Below are 15,911 nucleotides of genomic sequence, written 5' to 3'. Positions count from 1 at the left end.
GCCCGGTCACCGTACGGCCCCGGTCCGCCCGGTCACCGTACGGACCCGGCCCGCCCGGTCACCGTACGGATGCGCCGCCCAGGGCCTCGGCGCCCGAACGGAAGGTGCGGCGGTAGGCGGTGGGGGAAACGCCCACGGCCGCCTGGAAGTGCTGACGCAGGGACGCGGGGGAGCCGAAGCCCGCCTCGCGCGCCACCTGCTCCACCGACTGATCGGTGTCCTCCAGGAGGTGCCGGGCCCGCTCCACCCGCTGCCGCGTGAGCCACTGGCCCGGGCTGACGCCGACCTCCTCGCGGAAGCGGCGGGTGAACGTCCGTACGCTCATCGCCTCCTGGGCGGCCAGCTCGCTCAGCGAGATGGGCCGGTCCAGCCGGCCGAGCGCCCAGGCGCGGGCCGCCGTGGTGGTGGCCTGCTGGGGCTCGGGCAGCGGGCGCCGGATGTACTGGGCCTGGCCGCCGTCGCGGTGGGGCGGGACGACACTGTGCCGGGCGACGTCGTTGGCCACGGCCGTGCCGTAGTCGCGCCGGACCAGGTGCAGACACAGGTCGATCCCCGCGGCGACACCGGCCGAGGTGAGCACATCGCCGTCGTCCACGAACAGCACGTCCGGGTCGACCTTGACCGTCGGGAACAGGCGCTGGAAGTGGTCGACGCTGCTCCAGTGAGTGGTGGCCGGGCGGCCGTCGAGCAGACCGGCGGCGGCGAGCACGTAGCAGCCGGTGCAGATGGACACCCAGCGCACACCCGGCCGGGCGTGGGCGAGCGCGGCGGCGAGCGGCTCGGTCAGCCGGCCCTCCTCGTGGACCGGGCCGAGTTCGTACGAGGCGGGCACCACGATGGTGTCGGCCTCGGCCAGGGTCTCCGGGCCGAGGTCCACGGCGATCGGGAAGTCGGCGTCCGTGGACACCAGGCCGGGCTCGGGGGTGCAGGTGACCACCTCGTACAGCCGTCGGCCGGTGGAGGACCGGGACTTGCCGAAGATCCGGTACGGAATGCCCAGTTCGAAGGGGATCACTCCGGGGAGGGCGAGGACGACGACGCGATGGCGCTCACCGGTGCTCACGGACGGGGGCATTCCGGCCTCCATGGGAAGAACGCGATCCGAAGAAACTGGCCAAAAGATGGTGGACCGATCGTGGCCCGATCCTAGCGAATGCTGTCCCATGGGCCACTCGTTCCTGCCGCCCCGCTGCTCGATGCTGGTCCGGTGACGCAGACGACCGAGCTCCCCGGAGCCTCCGAACAGGACGAGCAGCCCCACCGGCCCCGACGACGGGCCCTTCCGCGCCTTCCGCACCGCGCCTGGTCGGTCGCCGCCATCGCCTTTGTGACGATCATCGGCGCGGCCGGATTCGCCTCCCTCCCCGGTCTGCTCATCGACCCGCTCCACGAGGAGTTCGGCTGGGCACGCGGCACGATCGGGTTCGCGGTCTCCGTCAATCTCGCCCTCTACGGGCTCACCGCGCCCTTCGCCGCCGCCCTGATGGACCGCTTCGGCATCCGTAAGGTCATCGCGGCCGCACTCGTCGTCATCGCGACCGGTGGCGGCCTTACGGTCTTCATGACCGAGCCCTGGCAGCTCATCCTGTGCTGGGGCGTGCTCGTCGGCCTCGGCAGCGGCTCCATGGCGCTGGCCTTCGCCGCGACCATCACCAACCGGTGGTTCGCCGCCCGGCGCGGCCTGGTCACCGGCATCCTCACCGCGGGCGGGGCCTCCGGGCAGCTGGTCTTCCTGCCGCTGCTCTCCTGGATCGTCGACCGGCACGACTGGCGGCCCGCCGCCATGACGGTCGCGGTCGCCGCGCTGGCGATCGTCCCCCTGGTCTGGCTGCTGCTGCGCGACTACCCCTCGGACGTGGGGCTCGCCCCGTACGGCGCCGAGGGGCCGCCCGCCCCGAGGCCCGCACCCCGGCGCGGCGCGGCCCGGCGGGCCGTCAAGGCCCTCACCTCGGCCTCGCGCACCGGCTCCTTCTGGCTGCTCGCCGGCACCTTCGCGATCTGCGGCGCCTCGACGAACGGCCTCGTCAAGACCCACTTCGTGCCCGCCGCGCATGACCACGGCATGCCGGTGACGGCCGCCGCGAGCCTGCTCGCCGTCATCGGCGTCTTCGACATCGTGGGGACGGTGGCCTCCGGCTGGTTCACCGACCGCTTCGACGCGCGACGGCTGCTGGCCGTGTACTACGCGCTGCGGGGGCTCTCGCTGATGTTCCTGCCGATCCTGCTGGACGACACGGTGCATCCGCCGATGCTCTTCTTCATCGTCTTCTACGGTCTCGACTGGGTCGCCACCGTGCCGCCGACGATGGCCCTGTGCCGGGAACAGTACGGCGAGGACAGCGCGATCGTCTTCGGCTGGGTGCTGGCCTCCCACCAGGTGGGCGCCGGGGCCGTGGCCTTCGTGGGCGGTATGGCGCGGGACGCATTCGGCTCGTACGACCTGGTCTGGTACGGCGCGGGGGCGCTGTGCGCGATGGCCGCGCTGATGGCGCTGGTGATCCGGCGGGGCGAGGACGCGAAGGCGGTGGCGGCGGTCCAGAGGCGAGCTGTCCGGCTGGGCGTGCTGTCCGGGACCCAGGGGCGAGGGGTAAAGCGGGGACGGGACTAAGGGGCGAGGGGCAAAGGGGCCCAAGGGACTGAGGGGGCTACGGGGGGCTAAGAGAACGCCGTGAACTCCCCGAAGGCGCCGCGGTGGAAGAGCAGCGGCCCCGACCGCGCCGCCGACTCGTCCGTGTCCAGGGCCCGGACCCGGCCCACCACGACCAGATGGTCGCCGCCCGTGTGCACGGCGTGGACCGCGCAGTCGATCCACGCCGGGACGTCCGCGAGCCGCGGCGAGCCGGTCACGGGAGACGGCTCGTGGCGGACGCCCGCGAATTTGTCCGGTCGCCGGGAGCCGCTGACCGCGAAGGCGCGGCACAGCTCGGCTTGGTGCGCGCCCAGGACGTTGACGCAGAAGACGCCCGCGCGGGCGATGCGCGGCCAGGTCGTGGAGGTGCGGGCGACCATGAAGGCGACCAGTGGCGGGTCCAGGGACAGCGAGGCGAAGGACTGGCAGGCGAAACCGGCCGGGCCGGTCGCGTCGATGGTGGCGATCACGGTGACCCCGCTCGCGAAGTGGCCCAGCACCCGGCGGAACTCGGCGGGATCGACCGGTGGCCGCTCATCGTCGCGCACACAGCGCAGCTCCGGCCGGGGGAGTGGGTCCACCGGTGGTACGGAGGCGGTCGGCGAGCCGACCGCCCTGAGATAACGGACGGCGGTGGCGGCCATACCGGCGTGTCCCATCATGGTCCGTCCCCCTTTCTCGGCCTTCCTGGCGGTGTGGGTCCCTCAACGGCCGCGGTACCCGGGGGGCCGGCGCTCGACGAACGCGCGGACGCCCTCCTGAGCGTCGGCCGTGGTCATGTTGATCTCCTGGGCCGCCGCCTCGGCGGCGAACGCGGCAGGGCGGCCGGACTCCAGGGAGGCGTTGACCAGCGCCTTGGTGAGGGCGAGGGCGCGGGTGGGCCCGGCGGCGAGGCGCTCGGCCCAGGCGCGGGCGGTCTTGGCCAGCTCGTCGTCCGGGACGACCCGGTTGACCAGGCCCAGCCGCTCGGCCTCGGCGGCGGGCAGCGCGTCACCGAAGAACATCAGCTCCTTGGCGCGCTGCGGACCGGTCAGCCGGGGGAGGAGATACGCACCGCCCCCGTCGGGGACCAGACCGCGGCGGATGAATACCTCGATGAAGACGGCCGATTCGGCGGCCAGCACCAGATCGCAGGCGAGGGCGAGATGCGCGCCGAGCCCGGCCGCGGTGCCGTTGACGGCGGCGATCACCGGCTTCTCGCAGTCGAGGACGGCGGCGATGAGCCGCTGCGCTCCGCCGCTGATCAGCCGGGCGACATCGCCCGCGACGCGCTCCACCCCCGCCGGGGCGCCGCGCAGATCCGCTCCCGCGCAGAAGCCCTTGCCGGTGGCGGTCAGCACGACGGCCCGGACGGCCGGGTCGGCGGAGGCGTCGCCCAGCAGCGAAATCAGGCGTTCCCGCAGGTCAGGGGTGATGGCGTTCATCGCCGCTGGGCGGTTGAGCGTGATCCACGAGACGCCGTTGTCAGTGGTGTGCCGTAGAACGGAGTCACGCGCTTCTTCGGGGGAGGGAGAGGTCATGGGAACGCTCCACGGGTCAGCGGCAGATCGCCAGCGCGTCCAGCGCCACGGCGCCTTGGCCGCGTTCCAGCACCATCAGCGGATTGACATCGAGTTCGGCGAGGTGGTCCCCGAGCTCCAGGGCCATGCGCTGGACGCGCAGCACGACTTCCACGAGCGCGTCCACATCGGCCGGGGGCGCGCCGCGCACCCCGTCGAGCAGGGCGCGGCCGCGCAGTTCGGCGAGCATCGCACGCGCCTGGTCCTCGCCGAACGGGGGGATGCGTACGGCGGCGTCCTGCAGCACCTCGACGAGCACGCCCCCTATACCCACGGTCACGGTCGGGCCGAAGAGATCGTCGTGGCTCATGCCGACGACCATCTCCACCCCGCCGCCCACCATCTGGCACACCAGCACCCCGTCCAGCTCGACGCCTTCGTAGCGGGCGATGTCGGTGAGCTCCCGGTAGGTGTCCCGGACCTGGCTGGCCGAGGTCAGCCCCAGCCGGACCAGTCCGAGTTCGGTCTTGTGGGCCAGCTGCGGCGCGGACGCCTTCATGACGACGGGGTAGCCCACCAGCGCGGCGGCGCGGACGGCCGCTGCCGCGCTGGTCACCAGCTGCTCGCGCGGCACCCGGATGCCGTACGCCCGCAGCAGCTGTTTCGCCGCGTGCTCGCTCAGCCGGCCTCCTGGGCGCAGCAGGTCGCGCGCCTTGCGCAGGGAGGGGGACGGGGTGCGCGGGGCGTCGTCGAAGGGGGAGCGGTAGGAGGCGGTGAAGCGGTGGTGCCCCAGATAGGCGCGGACGGCGCCGATGCAGTTGGCGAACGTACGGAAGGTGGCCACCCGCGAGGAGCCCAGCAGGGTGGTGCGGTAGGCGTCCTCGGTGCCGACCGGCGAGCCCCACACCACGCACACCAGCTTGTCCGTCTGCTCCGCCGCGTCCACCAGATCCTGCGCCAGCTTGTCGCTCATGGGCGGAAACGGGCCGGTGATCGGACAGATCAGCACGCCCACGGCCGGGTCGGCCAGGATCGCGTCGATGATCTTGCGGCCGCGCCAGTCGCCGACCGGGTGACCACCGTTGTCGACCGGATTGGCGACGCTGAGATCGCCGGGTATCCACTGGTGCAGCTCGGTCTGCTTCTCGGCGGAGAGGATGGGCAGGGGGAGCCCCGCCGCCGTGGCGAGATCGGCGAAGTGGGCCCCCGTGCCCCCGGAGATCGAATACACCACGACGCCCTCGGCGCGCGGCGGGCGGGCGCGGGCGAGCAGCGCCGCCGTGTCCTGCAACTCGTCCAGGCCGTCCACCCGGATCACGCCGAACTGCCGCATGGCCGCGTCCACCACCGCGTCCGAACCGGTCAGCTTGCCGGTGTGCGAGGCGGCCGTGCGGGCGCCGGTCTCGGTGCGGCCGACCTTCACAGCGACGACGGGCACCTTGGCACGGGCGGCCCGGTCAGCGGCGAGGAGGAAACCACGGCCGTCCTTCAGCCCCTCCGCGTACAGGGCGATGGCGCCGACCTCCGGCCGGGCGGCGAAGTAGGAGATGAAGTCGGCGGCCTCCAGATCGGCCTCATTGCCGGTCGGGGCCCAGTGGCTGAGCCGGATGCCGAGTTCCTGGAGGGTGAAGACCGGGCGGCCCTGGTGGCCTGACTGGGTGATGAGGGCGATAGCGGGACCTTCGAGGTCGTCGCGGAACGTCTCGAAGGCGTTGAGGTTGGTATTGGGGCCCAGCAGCCGCAGCCCGGCACCGCGCGCCGCGGCGGCCAGCCGGGCCTGCGCGGCGGCACCCTCGGGGCCGGTCTCGGCGAAGCCGGAGGCGAAGGCGACGGCGAACTTCGCTTTGCTCCCGTCCAGTTCCTCGATGACCGGGAGCGGATCGCGAACGAGGAGGACGGCGAGGTCGACGGGTTCGGGCAGCGCGGCCACGGACGCTACACACGGAATGCCGAAGACGGCGGGACGGGAGGGATGCACGGGGTGCAGCCGGGCGCCGACGCGTTCGGCCCAGGCCAGCAGCTGGCGGGTGATGCCGGTATGGGGCCGGCCGTCCGCGTCTGAGGCGCCGATGAGGGCCACCGACTCGGGATGGAAGAAGCGGTCAAGATCGGGGACTTCGGAGTGCAGCGGGCGCCCGCTGACGTCCACATCGTCCACGTCGTCCATGCCCTCGGCGGTCCCGCCCGGCGCGTGCCTGCTGTGGACGTGCACGGCGGGGCCGGGGGCCTGCCCGCAGGCGACGGCTCGGGCATGACGGGAGTTGGTGGTCAGGGTGCCGTAGGTCGATCCAAGCATCGGTATCCGCCACTCCTGCTCGTTGGCCAACAACCGGGTGGGTGTGGTCTGGCGGTTCCGCGCGCATGTGAACTGACGCCAAGTCACGTTACCCAGTAGTCAGGCTACTGAACTGACGGCCCGTCAGGAATGCCTGGTGCGGGGGGAACACGCAGGGTGACGGCGGTGGTGGCGGAGGCGGAGGCGGAGGCGGTGGATGGGGGAGAGGGGATGGAAGCGGTGGATGCGGTGGATGGGGCGGGATCGCGCCTGGGTGCGTGGTGCGTGGTGCGTGGTGCGTGGTGCGGCGTGTCGTGCGGCTGTGGTGTTGTGGGGTGCGGACTGCGGCGCGGTGTGCGGTGAGTGGTGTGTGACGCGTGTGGTGTGTGGGTGCGTGGGTGCGTAGTGCGTTCGTGTGTGGTGCTTGGTGCGTGGGTGTGCGGTGCTTACGTCGGCGCGTGCGGTGTTTGAGCGCGCGTGCGGTGCGTGGTTGTCCGTGTGCGTTGCTCGGTGGGTCCTCGTGCGGTGCGTGGTGTCGCGTTCTGGCGCTCGCCGCGCCCGTGGTCAGGCCGTTGTGCGGGCGATCGTCTTGGCGATCTTCCGTGCGTCGATGGCCATCTCGCGCAGCATGCCGCTGATCGGGTTCGTATAACCCGTGAAGTGCAGTCCCGGCGCGGACTTCAGGGTCCGTCGGCCGTGGGGGAGGGGGCGGCCGCGGTCGTCGAGTACGCCCAGATGGCCGACCAGCTCCTCCAGGCCACGCCGGTAGCCGGTCGCGGCGATCAGCACGTCGGGGCTGATTCGCGAGCCGTCGGCCAGGACCACGTTGTCCTGGTCGAAGGAGTCGACCGCCGAGACCACCTCCACCCGCCCCGTCCGCACCGCGTCCACCAGCCCCACGTCCTGGACCGGGATCGCGCCCTCCCGTGCGCGGGTGCAGAGCCCCGTGTCGGGCCGGGGCAGGCCGTGCTCGGTCAGGTCTGGCATGCTCAGCCGACACACCACCCGTGCCGCCCGGTCCACCAGGCGCCGGGGCAGTCGGCGCACCAGGATGCCGCTGGCCTGTGCGGGCCAGCCTGCCGTCGAGCGGCGCAGGATGTGCGGCACGGTGCGGATCGCGAGCCGCACCCGGGCCGCTCCGCCCTCGACCAGGTCGACCGCGATCTCCGCGCCCGTGTTGCCGACGCCGACCACCAGTACGTCACGGCCCTCGAACGGGCGGGCGTTGCGGTAGTGGGCGGCGTGCAGCAGCTCACCGGTGTAGGTGGTGCGGCCCGGCCAGTCCGGCAGCCGTGGGGTGTGGTTGAAGCCCGTCGCGACGACGACCACGGGCGAGGTCAGCTCGCGGCCGCCCGTGGCCCGCAGCACCCACTCCGTGTCGTCGGTCGCCCGGTCGACGCGGGAGACCTCGACCCCCGTGACGATCTCCAGCCGATGGTGTTCGGCGTAGCGCTCCAGATAGCGCACCATGTCGTCACGTGCGACCCACCGCCCGTAGGACCGGGGGATCGGCAGCCCGGGGAGCGCGGACAGCCGGCGCGTGGTGTGCAGATGCAGCCGGTCGTAGTGGTTCCGCCAGGACGCGGCGACCGCGTCGGACTTCTCCAGGACGACGGCACGGATCCCGCGCTCGGTGAGCGCGGCAGCGGCGGCGAGTCCGCCCGGTCCGCCGCCGATCACATAGACAGGTGAGGACTTCTCGGGGGAGCTGTCGGCCATGCGGGTGAGCCTAGTCGGGTATTTGACGGGTTTCGGTCAAAGAGATCCGGTCGAAGTGATTCCGAATGGGTTGCGGAGAGGTCACGGCCGCTCCGCCGCCGTTTCCTTTCTCGCTGGTCTCTTTCCGTCGGCCCCGGTTCTGTCGGCTTCTCTCTGGTGTTCCCTGCTCCGTCAGTTGTTCCGTCGGTGCCTGTTCCGTCGGTGCCTTCTCCTCGGTCCGTGTTCCGTTGGTCCCTTCTCCGTTCTCCGTCGGCCCCTGTTTCGTTGGCGCGACCCCTTGCGCGGCCCGCGCTCGCCACACGAAACTGACGTACCGTCAGATTTGCTGAGCGGGAGGGGCGGAGGACGATGCGGACGATCGGGCTCAGCGGGGCCGAATGGCTCGCCGTACTGCGCATCGGACTCGGCCTGTGGTGGCTCGAGAGCTGGCGGCACAAGAACAAGAAGGACTGGTTCGAGCGCGGCACCGGTATCGGCTGGGCGGTGGGTGTGGCGGCCATGCACCGCTGGGCGTTCGTCCGCGGCGGCTTCGACGCTGTCGTCACGCCCCGTCCCAAGGTGATGGCGTATGTGGTCGTGTACGCCGAACTCGCGCTCGGTCTCGGGCTGACCCTGGGCTTCCTCACGCCCGTCGCCCTCGTCGGCGGGATAGTGCTCAATCTGCTCTACTTCCTCCTCATGATCCACGACTGGGCGGAGCAGGGGCAGAACTCGATGATGGTGCTGATCTCCGTGGTCGGGCTCTTCGGCATGAGCTGGCAGACCTGGTCGCTGGACGAGGTGTGGGGGCTGTTCCTGTGAGCTCGGTGGACGCTGGGGGCCGGGCGCACTCCGGGGACCGGGCCTACTCCGGGTCCTCGGCGCCGTCCGGTGGCTCGGCGTCTTCCGGGAGCCTGACGTCTTCCGGTGGCCCGACGCCCCCCGCGGGTGCCTTGCGGTTCGACCTGCCCGAGATCGACGCCTTCACCCGCCCCTACTGGGACGCCGCCGCCGAGGGCCGGTTGCTGATCCGGCGCTGCGCCGGCTGTGGCCGGGCCCACCACTATCCGCGCGAATTCTGCCCGTACTGCTGGAGCGAGGATGTGGCCTGGGAGGAGGCGAGTGGCGCCGCGACGCTCTACACCTGGTCCGTGGTCCACCGCAATGACCTGCCGCCGTTCGGTGCCCGCGTCCCGTACACCGCCGCCGTCGTCGACCTGGTGGAGGGGCCACGGGTGATGACCGAGCTCATCGAGGTCCCGGCGGGCGGTCCGCGCGTCGGGATGAGGCTCAGGGTCGCGTTCCGGGCCGCCGAGGGGGAGGCCCCGGCCGTCCCCGTCTTCCGGCCGCTGCCCGGCCAGCCTTCTCTGCCCGCCTAACCTCTTCGGTTCGCTCAGCCCTACGGTTGCCCCCTATGCGGTCGCGTGCCTTACGTCGGCTGCCTTGTGGCGTCCGCGTTACGGCGTTCGCCGTTCGCCTTACCGGGTCTGCGCTACGGCGTTCACCTTGCGGGGTTGCCTTGCGGCGGCCGCCTTACGGGGTTTGCCATGCGGTGTCTGCCTTAAGAGGTCTGCCTTGCGGCGTTCATCTTGCGGTGTCAGCCTTACGGCCACAGCAGCTCCCGCTGCCAGCCGCCACGCTCGCCGGGGGCGCGCCGGTAGCGGAGCCGTACGTGCCGCCGCCGCGCCTCCTCCTGGTAGTACTCGACCTCGTCCGCCTCCAGGACGTACAGGGCCCAGGTGGAGGCGGTGGCGTCCGGGTCGCGTCCGGCCCGCTCGTAGGCCGCGTCGAAGGCCCGTAGCAGCTCCTCGTACGAGCCCAGCACCTCGCTCTGCCGCCCGCTCCCGGCCAGCGCTGCCGCGAGGGCAGCGGGGGACCGGCCGCGCAGATCGGCCGCGCTCTCCTCCGGCCCCGCCTCGACGGCCCGCCCGCTGACGCGCACCTGACGGCCCTCCCGCATCCAGTGGAAGGCGAGCGAGGCGTGCGGGTTCTCGGCCAACTCGCGGCCCTTACGGCTGGTGCGATGGGTGCCGAAGTGCCAGCCGCGCTCATCGGCGTCGTGCAGCATCACCGTGCGCTGGGACGGGCGGCGGTCGGCGCCCGCGGTGGCCAGGGTCATGGTGTGCGGGCCGGGTTCCCCCGCCTCGGCGGCCTCCCGCAGCCACCGCCGGAAGAGTGGAAGCGGTGCGTCCGGGGCTGTGGCCGGGTCGAAGACGGGCAGATCGCCCGCATGGGCTACGCGCAGGCCGCGCAGCAGTGCGCGGAACGCCTCATCTTCGTCGTCGTTCATCGGCTCCCCATCCGACCATCCGCGACGGTCCAGGGCAAGTGGGGACGGAGGTACGGCGGGAGGGGTCGAGGGGAGCAGGCCCAGGCGTTGAGCGGGCCCTGGCCACCGGGCGGGCCCCGTTCGTCCCGTGAACCCCAGAGCCGGGGGTGGAGTCGCGGCCGGGCGGTATCGGCCGTCAAGCGAACCCGAGATGTTGGGTGGAGAATCCAATCGGGTGGTCTCCGTCGTCACGTGAACCTAAGAGCCAGGTGGGGAATCGCAACCGGGTGGTCTCGGTCGTCACGTGAACCCGAGAAGTCGGGGGGTGGAGCCGCGGCCGGGTGTTCTCGGTCGTCAAGCGAACCCAAGATGTCAGGCGGGGAGTCGCAACCGGGTCGTCTCGGTCGTCAAGCGAACCCCGGCCGCCGAGTGGCTCAGCCGCCAAGCCACCCCCGCCGCCCAGTCCCCGGTCGCCCAGCCCTCCGCCGCCCAGCTCCCGCCATCCAGTGAGGACCGTCAGCCGCGGCCCAGGACGACCGTGCCCGCCGAGCAGAACCAGCCACCCGTCCCCGAGGCCACGGCCAGCTCCGGCAGCCGCCCGCCCGCTTTGCGCACCTGTCGTTCCCCGGCCTCGCCGCGCAGCTGTCGTACCGCCTCGACCAGCAGGAACAGTCCGCGCATCCCTGGGTGGCAGGCGGAGAGGCCGCCGCCGTCGGTATTGGTCGGCAACTCGCCGTCCCGCGTCAGCCGCCCCTTCGCCGCGAACGCCCCGCCCTCGCCCTTGGCGCAGAAGCCGAGGTCCTCGAGGGTTACCAGGGTCATATAGGTGAAGGCGTCATAGAGCTGCGCTACATCGATCTCCGACGGCCGCACGCCCGCCCGCGCGAAGGCCGCCCGCCCCGAGGCCGCCGCCGGGGAGACCGTGAAGTCCTCCCATTCGGACATGGTGGTGTGCGAGACGGCCGTACCCGAACCCAGCACCCATACGGGGTGTTTCGCCGTGTCCGAAACGCACTCCTCGGCCGCGAGCAGCACCGCGCAGCCGCCGTCCGAACGGATGCAGCAGTGCAGTTTGGTGAAGGGGTCGGCGATCATCGGGCCGCTCAGCACATCATCGACCGTGATCGGATCGCGAAACATCGCGTCCGGATTGTGCCCGGCATTGATACGGGCCTGAACGGCGATGTCCGCCAGCTGCTCGAGTGTGGTGCCGTACTCATGCATATGGCGGCGCGCGGCCATCGCGTACTTGGCCACCAGCGTATGGCCGTACGGGACCTCGAACTGCAGCGGCCCGCGTGCTCCGAAGGAGAGGTTCGCGGTGCGGCGGCCCGCGCGGATGTCGGCGCGTGCGGTGGAGCCGTAGACGAGCAGTACGGCGCGGGCGTGCCCGGCGGCGATCGCGTCCGCCGCGTGCGCCGCCATGACTTCCCAGGTGGAGCCGCCGACGGCCGTCGAGTCGGTCCAGGTCGGCCGCAGCCCCAGATACTCGGCCACCTCGACCGGTGCGAGGGTACCGAGCCCCGCCGAGGCGAAGCCGTCGACGGCCGACCGGTCGAGGCCGGAGTCGGCGAGGGCCCGGCGGGCGGCCTGGGCGTGGAGGGCGTAGGGAGTGGCCGTGTCGACGCGGCCGCAGTCGGAGAGGGAGACGCCGACGACGGCGACCTTACGGGCGCGCTGTGCTACGGGCGACATAAATCTGACGGTACATCAGATCGGGCGGCCGGAAGAGGGTCTCCGTGTGCGCAAGCCGGACCGGAAGGGGAAGGGGGCGGTCCGGACGCTCTCCCGTATGGCCGTGCTCGCACATCGAGCACAAGCCCCGTCCGGACCACGCGTGAGGCGCCCGGTTACTGAAGGAACTGCCCCACGCAAGCGGCGATCGCCACCAGAAGGCTCAGCACACCGATGACGACCTGCCACTTGTCGGGGTCGGTCCATCGGTCGTCGTGTGTCTCCTGCGTGTTCCGATCGTCCATTACCCCTCCTCGCTCCTCCGACAGGCCCCGGAGGACAGGGCCACCGCCGGTCTGCGCTCCGGCGGAGCGAAGGGGGAGGAGCGTGGTGAGTGGCAGCAGCTTAGCCGTGGATGGGCGCGCAGGGGTGGGAAAGTGGGGGAGCCGTCCCTAGTATGACGACCCGTCAGAAGCGGAGGTGCTCGCCGATGGACGCCGCGTTCACCGAGGAACAGGACGAGATCCGCCGTACGCTGCGCGACCTGCTGCGGGAGCGGTGCGGACCGGAGGAGGTCAAGGCGGCGGTCCAGACCGCACCCGGCTACGACGAGGCCCTGTGGCGGCAGCTCGCCCAGACGCTCGGACTGCCCGGCCTCGCCCTTCCGCCGACGTACGGGGGCGTCGGCTGCGGCGTCACCGAGCTGGCGCTGGCCTGTGAGGAGACGGGGCGGGCGCTGCTTCCGTCGCCGCTCCTGGCCACCGCCGTGTTCGCCGCACCTCTTGTCGCCGCGCTGGGGACGGAGGCGCAGCGCGCCGAAGTGCTGCCGCGGATCGCGGAGGGTGCCCTTACGGCCGCGCTGGCGGTACCGGGGCGTGCCTTGTCCGAAGCGCTGGGGCTCATCGGGGCGCGGGACGGCGCATGGGCCGGTGGCGGGCGCGCGGGGGGCGTTCAGGCGCGCCTGAACGCGGCCGGCGGGGCGGGATGGCGGCTGTACGGGCAGGTGGAGCAGGTACTGGGTGGACACAGCGCCGAACTGCTGGTGGTCGCTGCCCGTGCCGGGGGCTATACGCGCGGGCGGACGCTGCTGTTCCTCGTTCCGGCGGGGGCGGACGGGCTGGTCCGCACCCGGCTGACCGCGCTCGACGCGACGCGCCCGCAGGCCCGTATCGAACTGCGGGACGTATCCGCCGAGCTGCTGGGGGTGGACGACGGCGGCAGCGGGGACCAAGTGGCGGAAGCGCTGGCGGATGCGGGTACGGCGGCCGCGGCCGTGCTCGCCGCCGAGGCGGTGGGGGCGGCGGACGCGGCCCTCGCGCGAACGGTCGGGTATGTGCGGGAGCGTGAGCAGTTCGGCCGTCCCATCGGCTCCTTCCAGGCCGTCAAGCACCGGCTGGCGGATGTGTACGTCGCGGTCCAGGCGGCCCGTTCGGCGGCGTACTACGCGGCCTGGGCGGCGGCGCAGGGCGGTGCGGAGGGTAGCCCGGCCTCTGGAGGTCCAGGGGGCCCTGCGGGTGCCGCTGGAGGTCCGGGGGGCCCTGGAGATGCGGGGGTCCCTGGAGGTCCGGGGGTCGCTGGGGGTGCGGGGGTCGGTGGGGGCGCCGGGGTCGCTGGGGGTACGCGGGCCCCTGGAGGTCCGGGAGCCCCTGAAGGTGCGGAGGTCGGTGGGAGTGTGGAAGCCGCGGTCGCGAGTGGGCTCGCCCTCGCCCAGGCGCTGGAGGCGCAGCGCACGGCGGCGGCCGAGGCGGTGCAGCTGCACGGTGGCATCGGCTTCACCTGGGAGCACGAGGCGCACCTCTACTTCAAACGGGCCGCCTCCGATGAGCTGCTCTTCGGGCCCGTCCACCGGCTGCGGGCGCGAGCGGCGGAGCGGGACGGTCTCTTCGACGTCACCGATCGCGCTCCTTACGACGGTCACCAGGGGCGCGGCGGGAACGATGGGCACAAGGGGCGTGGCGGGAACCATGGCGGCAGTAGGAGTGGCGGGAACCATGGGCACGACGGGCGTGACGGGCGTGACGGTCCGCGGAAGGCGGTGACGGTCTGATGGCCGGTTATGGCGTGAGGCTGGTCCAGAAGGTGTCCTCGACCCGCGCGTTCGCCAAGGTCGCGCCCCATGTCGTCCCCGCCTTCGACCGCACCGTCCACCGGCTGACCCGCGGCAGGGTGCTGCCGAGCGCGCGGATGCTGCCGGGCGTGATCCTTACGGCGCGCGGCGCGCGGTCGGGGCTTCCCCGCCGTACGCCACTGGCCTGTATGCCGGAGGACGGTGGCACCTGGGTCCTGATCGGCAGCAACTTCGGCCGCCCGGGACACCCGGCGTGGACCGCGAACCTGCTCAAGCACCCGGAAGCGGAGATCAGCTGGCGGGGCCGGGACATCGCCGTCCGGGCACGGCTGCTGGAGGGTCCCGAGCGCGAGGCGGCCTGGCGGGCGGTCCTCGCCTTCTGGCCGCCGTATGCGAACTACCAGTCGCGGGTGGAGCGCGAGATCCGCCTCTTCCGCCTCCATCGCGTCTCGGAACGCTGAGCCGGTCGGTCCGCTCGGACGCGGCCTCCGGGTCCGGCCCGGCACAGGCCCGCCCCGGCACAGGGCCGCCCCGGCACAGACCCGGCCCGGCACAGGCCCGCCCCCGGACCTGATGCGGGCCCGGGACGGGCCGGAGGGGCCGGGCCGGGGAGCAGCCAGGAGCGGGCCGAGGTCAACCCCGGGTCAGGCCGGGAGCGGGCCGAGGTCAACCCGGGGCCAGGCCGGGAGCGGGCCGAGGTCAACCCGGGGCCAGGCCGGGAGCGGGCCGAGGGCGGGCCACGCACCGGCCGGGGCGTGACCGGTGGGGATCCAGCGGTGACCGGCGGCGGACAGGCGGGCGCAACGGGCCGCGGCGGACCACTCGAGGAGTGGTCCGCCGCGGCGTGACAGGACGTGCGGGCCCGCCGGCCGTCCCGGCCGGCACGGAGCGGCCAAGGGTGAGGCAGAGCGGAGGTGCCGATTCGTTACTTCGGCGGTTTGCGCCCGGTGATGCCGAGGTGGAGGAGCCAGGTCAGGCTCGGCTTGAGGTCGGCATGCTTGACGCCCCAGCTCTGGAAACCCTTCTGGTGGGAGGAGACCGCGGCCAGCATCGCGACCAGCGAGCCCGCGATGCCCGCCGGGTTGAGGTCCTCGTCGATCCGTCCCTTGGCCTGCTGCTCCCTGACGGCGTCCGTCAGGGAGTTGGTGACGGAATTGAGGATCTTCATGCGGATCTTGTAGAACCGCTTGTCGCCCTCGGCGGCGCCCAGGTCGACCACTCTCAGGATGGCGTCATGTTTGCGCCAGAAGGAGAGGAACCCCTCGACCAGTTCCTCCGCCACCGCCGCGCCGGACTTGCCGGCCCAGGAGCGGCCGGCGACCAGATCGGTCAGGCCCGCGCCGTCCTTGGCCATCTCCTCGGCGAGCTCGAGGACGGCGCCCTCCACATCGGGGAAGTACTGGTAGAACGTCGCAGGCGAGGTGCCTGCCTTGCGCGCGACATCGATGACCTTGACGTCTCGATACGGGGATGTGCTGAGCATCTCGCCGAGGCAGTCGAGCAGCTTCTGCCGCGTCGCCTGCCCGCGACGACCGGCCACCCGCCCGTCGACTGTGCGTACTTGTCCTGTCATGCCGTCAGCTTACCGAGGGGTGATCGGAGCGCGATTCGGCTGCGTGCAAATGGGGTTAGGGCGGGATGAGGTGGTTTGTGACCCGCGTCAAGCGCGCTGGAATGGCTGATTCCGGCCCCCTGTCTCCCGTCGTCAAGCCCTCAATCACCGCTCACCCACGCGAGTGAATCCTGTTATCAACAGGCTGTGGATAAAAACGGTGGATGACCCGGCTCGGGCCCGCCTC

At 72.2% G+C, this 15,911-nt stretch carries 14 protein-coding genes; 5 read left to right on the top strand and 9 right to left on the bottom strand.

What is annotated here, in order from left to right; all coding sequences use genetic code 11:
* Window positions 1-58: 58 nt before the first annotated feature.
* The gene (locus tag AXW62_RS29945) at window positions 59-1,075 is read right to left on the bottom strand and encodes a GlxA family transcriptional regulator (protein WP_060947266.1); all 1,017 of its coding nucleotides are present in this window, start codon (window positions 1,073-1,075) and stop codon (window positions 59-61) included.
* Window positions 1,076-1,207: 132 nt separating this feature from the next.
* Here AXW62_RS29945 and AXW62_RS29940 point away from each other — a divergent pair, with 132 nt between their 5' ends.
* Complete coding sequence (locus AXW62_RS29940; RefSeq protein ID WP_060947265.1) at window positions 1,208-2,608, top strand: MFS transporter; 1,401 nt, start codon at window positions 1,208-1,210, stop codon at window positions 2,606-2,608.
* Window positions 2,609-2,655: 47 nt separating this feature from the next.
* Here AXW62_RS29940 and AXW62_RS29935 read toward each other — a convergent pair whose 3' ends face one another.
* The 4 genes from AXW62_RS29935 to AXW62_RS29920 form a co-directional block, all read right to left on the bottom strand.
* Window positions 2,656-3,291 carry a flavin reductase family protein gene (locus AXW62_RS29935; RefSeq protein WP_252368792.1) on the bottom strand — a complete coding sequence of 212 codons (636 nt, stop codon included), beginning with the start codon at window positions 3,289-3,291 and terminating at the stop codon, window positions 2,656-2,658.
* A gap of 42 nt (window positions 3,292-3,333) precedes the next feature.
* Window positions 3,334-4,149: an enoyl-CoA hydratase/isomerase family protein gene (locus AXW62_RS29930; protein WP_060947264.1), complete on the bottom strand. Its 816-nt coding sequence runs from the start codon at window positions 4,147-4,149 to the stop codon at window positions 3,334-3,336.
* Between the two features lie 16 nt (window positions 4,150-4,165).
* Entirely contained in the window at window positions 4,166-6,424 is a 2,259-nt protein-coding gene (locus AXW62_RS29925; protein ID WP_060947263.1) for an acetate--CoA ligase family protein, read from the bottom strand.
* Window positions 6,425-6,967: 543 nt separating this feature from the next.
* A complete protein-coding gene (locus AXW62_RS29920; protein WP_060947262.1) occupies window positions 6,968-8,122 on the bottom strand; it encodes a flavin-containing monooxygenase in 1,155 nt (384 codons plus the stop codon).
* A 348-nt stretch (window positions 8,123-8,470) separates the two neighbouring features.
* Between AXW62_RS29920 and AXW62_RS29915 the strand changes: the two genes are divergently transcribed.
* Both AXW62_RS29915 and AXW62_RS29910 read left to right on the top strand, forming a co-directional pair.
* Window positions 8,471-8,923: a hypothetical protein gene (locus AXW62_RS29915; protein ID WP_030835438.1), complete on the top strand. Its 453-nt coding sequence runs from the start codon at window positions 8,471-8,473 to the stop codon at window positions 8,921-8,923.
* Window positions 8,924-9,054: 131 nt separating this feature from the next.
* The gene (locus AXW62_RS29910; protein WP_252368791.1) at window positions 9,055-9,480 is read left to right on the top strand and encodes a Zn-ribbon domain-containing OB-fold protein; all 426 of its coding nucleotides are present in this window, start codon (window positions 9,055-9,057) and stop codon (window positions 9,478-9,480) included.
* A 224-nt stretch (window positions 9,481-9,704) separates the two neighbouring features.
* On the opposite strand, the gene AXW62_RS29905 is transcribed toward AXW62_RS29910, so the two are convergent.
* The 3 genes from AXW62_RS29905 to AXW62_RS46785 form a co-directional block, all read right to left on the bottom strand.
* Window positions 9,705-10,391, bottom strand: coding sequence for a pyridoxine/pyridoxamine 5'-phosphate oxidase (locus AXW62_RS29905; RefSeq protein WP_060947261.1), 687 nt, complete (start codon window positions 10,389-10,391; stop codon window positions 9,705-9,707).
* A gap of 495 nt (window positions 10,392-10,886) precedes the next feature.
* The gene (locus AXW62_RS29900; protein ID WP_060947260.1) at window positions 10,887-12,065 is read right to left on the bottom strand and encodes a thiolase C-terminal domain-containing protein; all 1,179 of its coding nucleotides are present in this window, start codon (window positions 12,063-12,065) and stop codon (window positions 10,887-10,889) included.
* A gap of 155 nt (window positions 12,066-12,220) precedes the next feature.
* Complete coding sequence (locus tag AXW62_RS46785; RefSeq protein WP_289306029.1) at window positions 12,221-12,349, bottom strand: hypothetical protein; 129 nt, start codon at window positions 12,347-12,349, stop codon at window positions 12,221-12,223.
* 185 nt (window positions 12,350-12,534) lie between these two features.
* Between AXW62_RS46785 and AXW62_RS43315 the strand changes: the two genes are divergently transcribed.
* A complete protein-coding gene (locus AXW62_RS43315; RefSeq protein WP_060947259.1) occupies window positions 12,535-14,091 on the top strand; it encodes an acyl-CoA dehydrogenase family protein in 1,557 nt (518 codons plus the stop codon).
* Window positions 14,091-14,573: a nitroreductase family deazaflavin-dependent oxidoreductase gene (locus tag AXW62_RS29890; RefSeq protein ID WP_060947258.1), complete on the top strand. Its 483-nt coding sequence runs from the start codon at window positions 14,091-14,093 to the stop codon at window positions 14,571-14,573. Before AXW62_RS43315 ends, AXW62_RS29890 begins: the two co-directional genes overlap by 1 nt.
* Before the next feature lie 464 nt (window positions 14,574-15,037).
* Here the strand turns inward: AXW62_RS29890 and AXW62_RS29885 are convergent, their stop codons facing one another.
* Window positions 15,038-15,685 carry a TetR family transcriptional regulator gene (locus AXW62_RS29885; RefSeq protein ID WP_030835421.1) on the bottom strand — a complete coding sequence of 216 codons (648 nt, stop codon included), beginning with the start codon at window positions 15,683-15,685 and terminating at the stop codon, window positions 15,038-15,040.
* Window positions 15,686-15,911 lie beyond the last annotated feature (226 nt).

Origin of the sequence: Streptomyces hygroscopicus subsp. hygroscopicus, assembly GCF_001553455.1 — a bacterium.
In the GTDB taxonomy this organism is placed as follows: domain Bacteria; phylum Actinomycetota; class Actinomycetes; order Streptomycetales; family Streptomycetaceae; genus Streptomyces; species Streptomyces hygroscopicus.
Note: the sequence above shows the minus strand (reverse complement) of the source record. Positions and strands in the feature narration are given on the sequence as shown.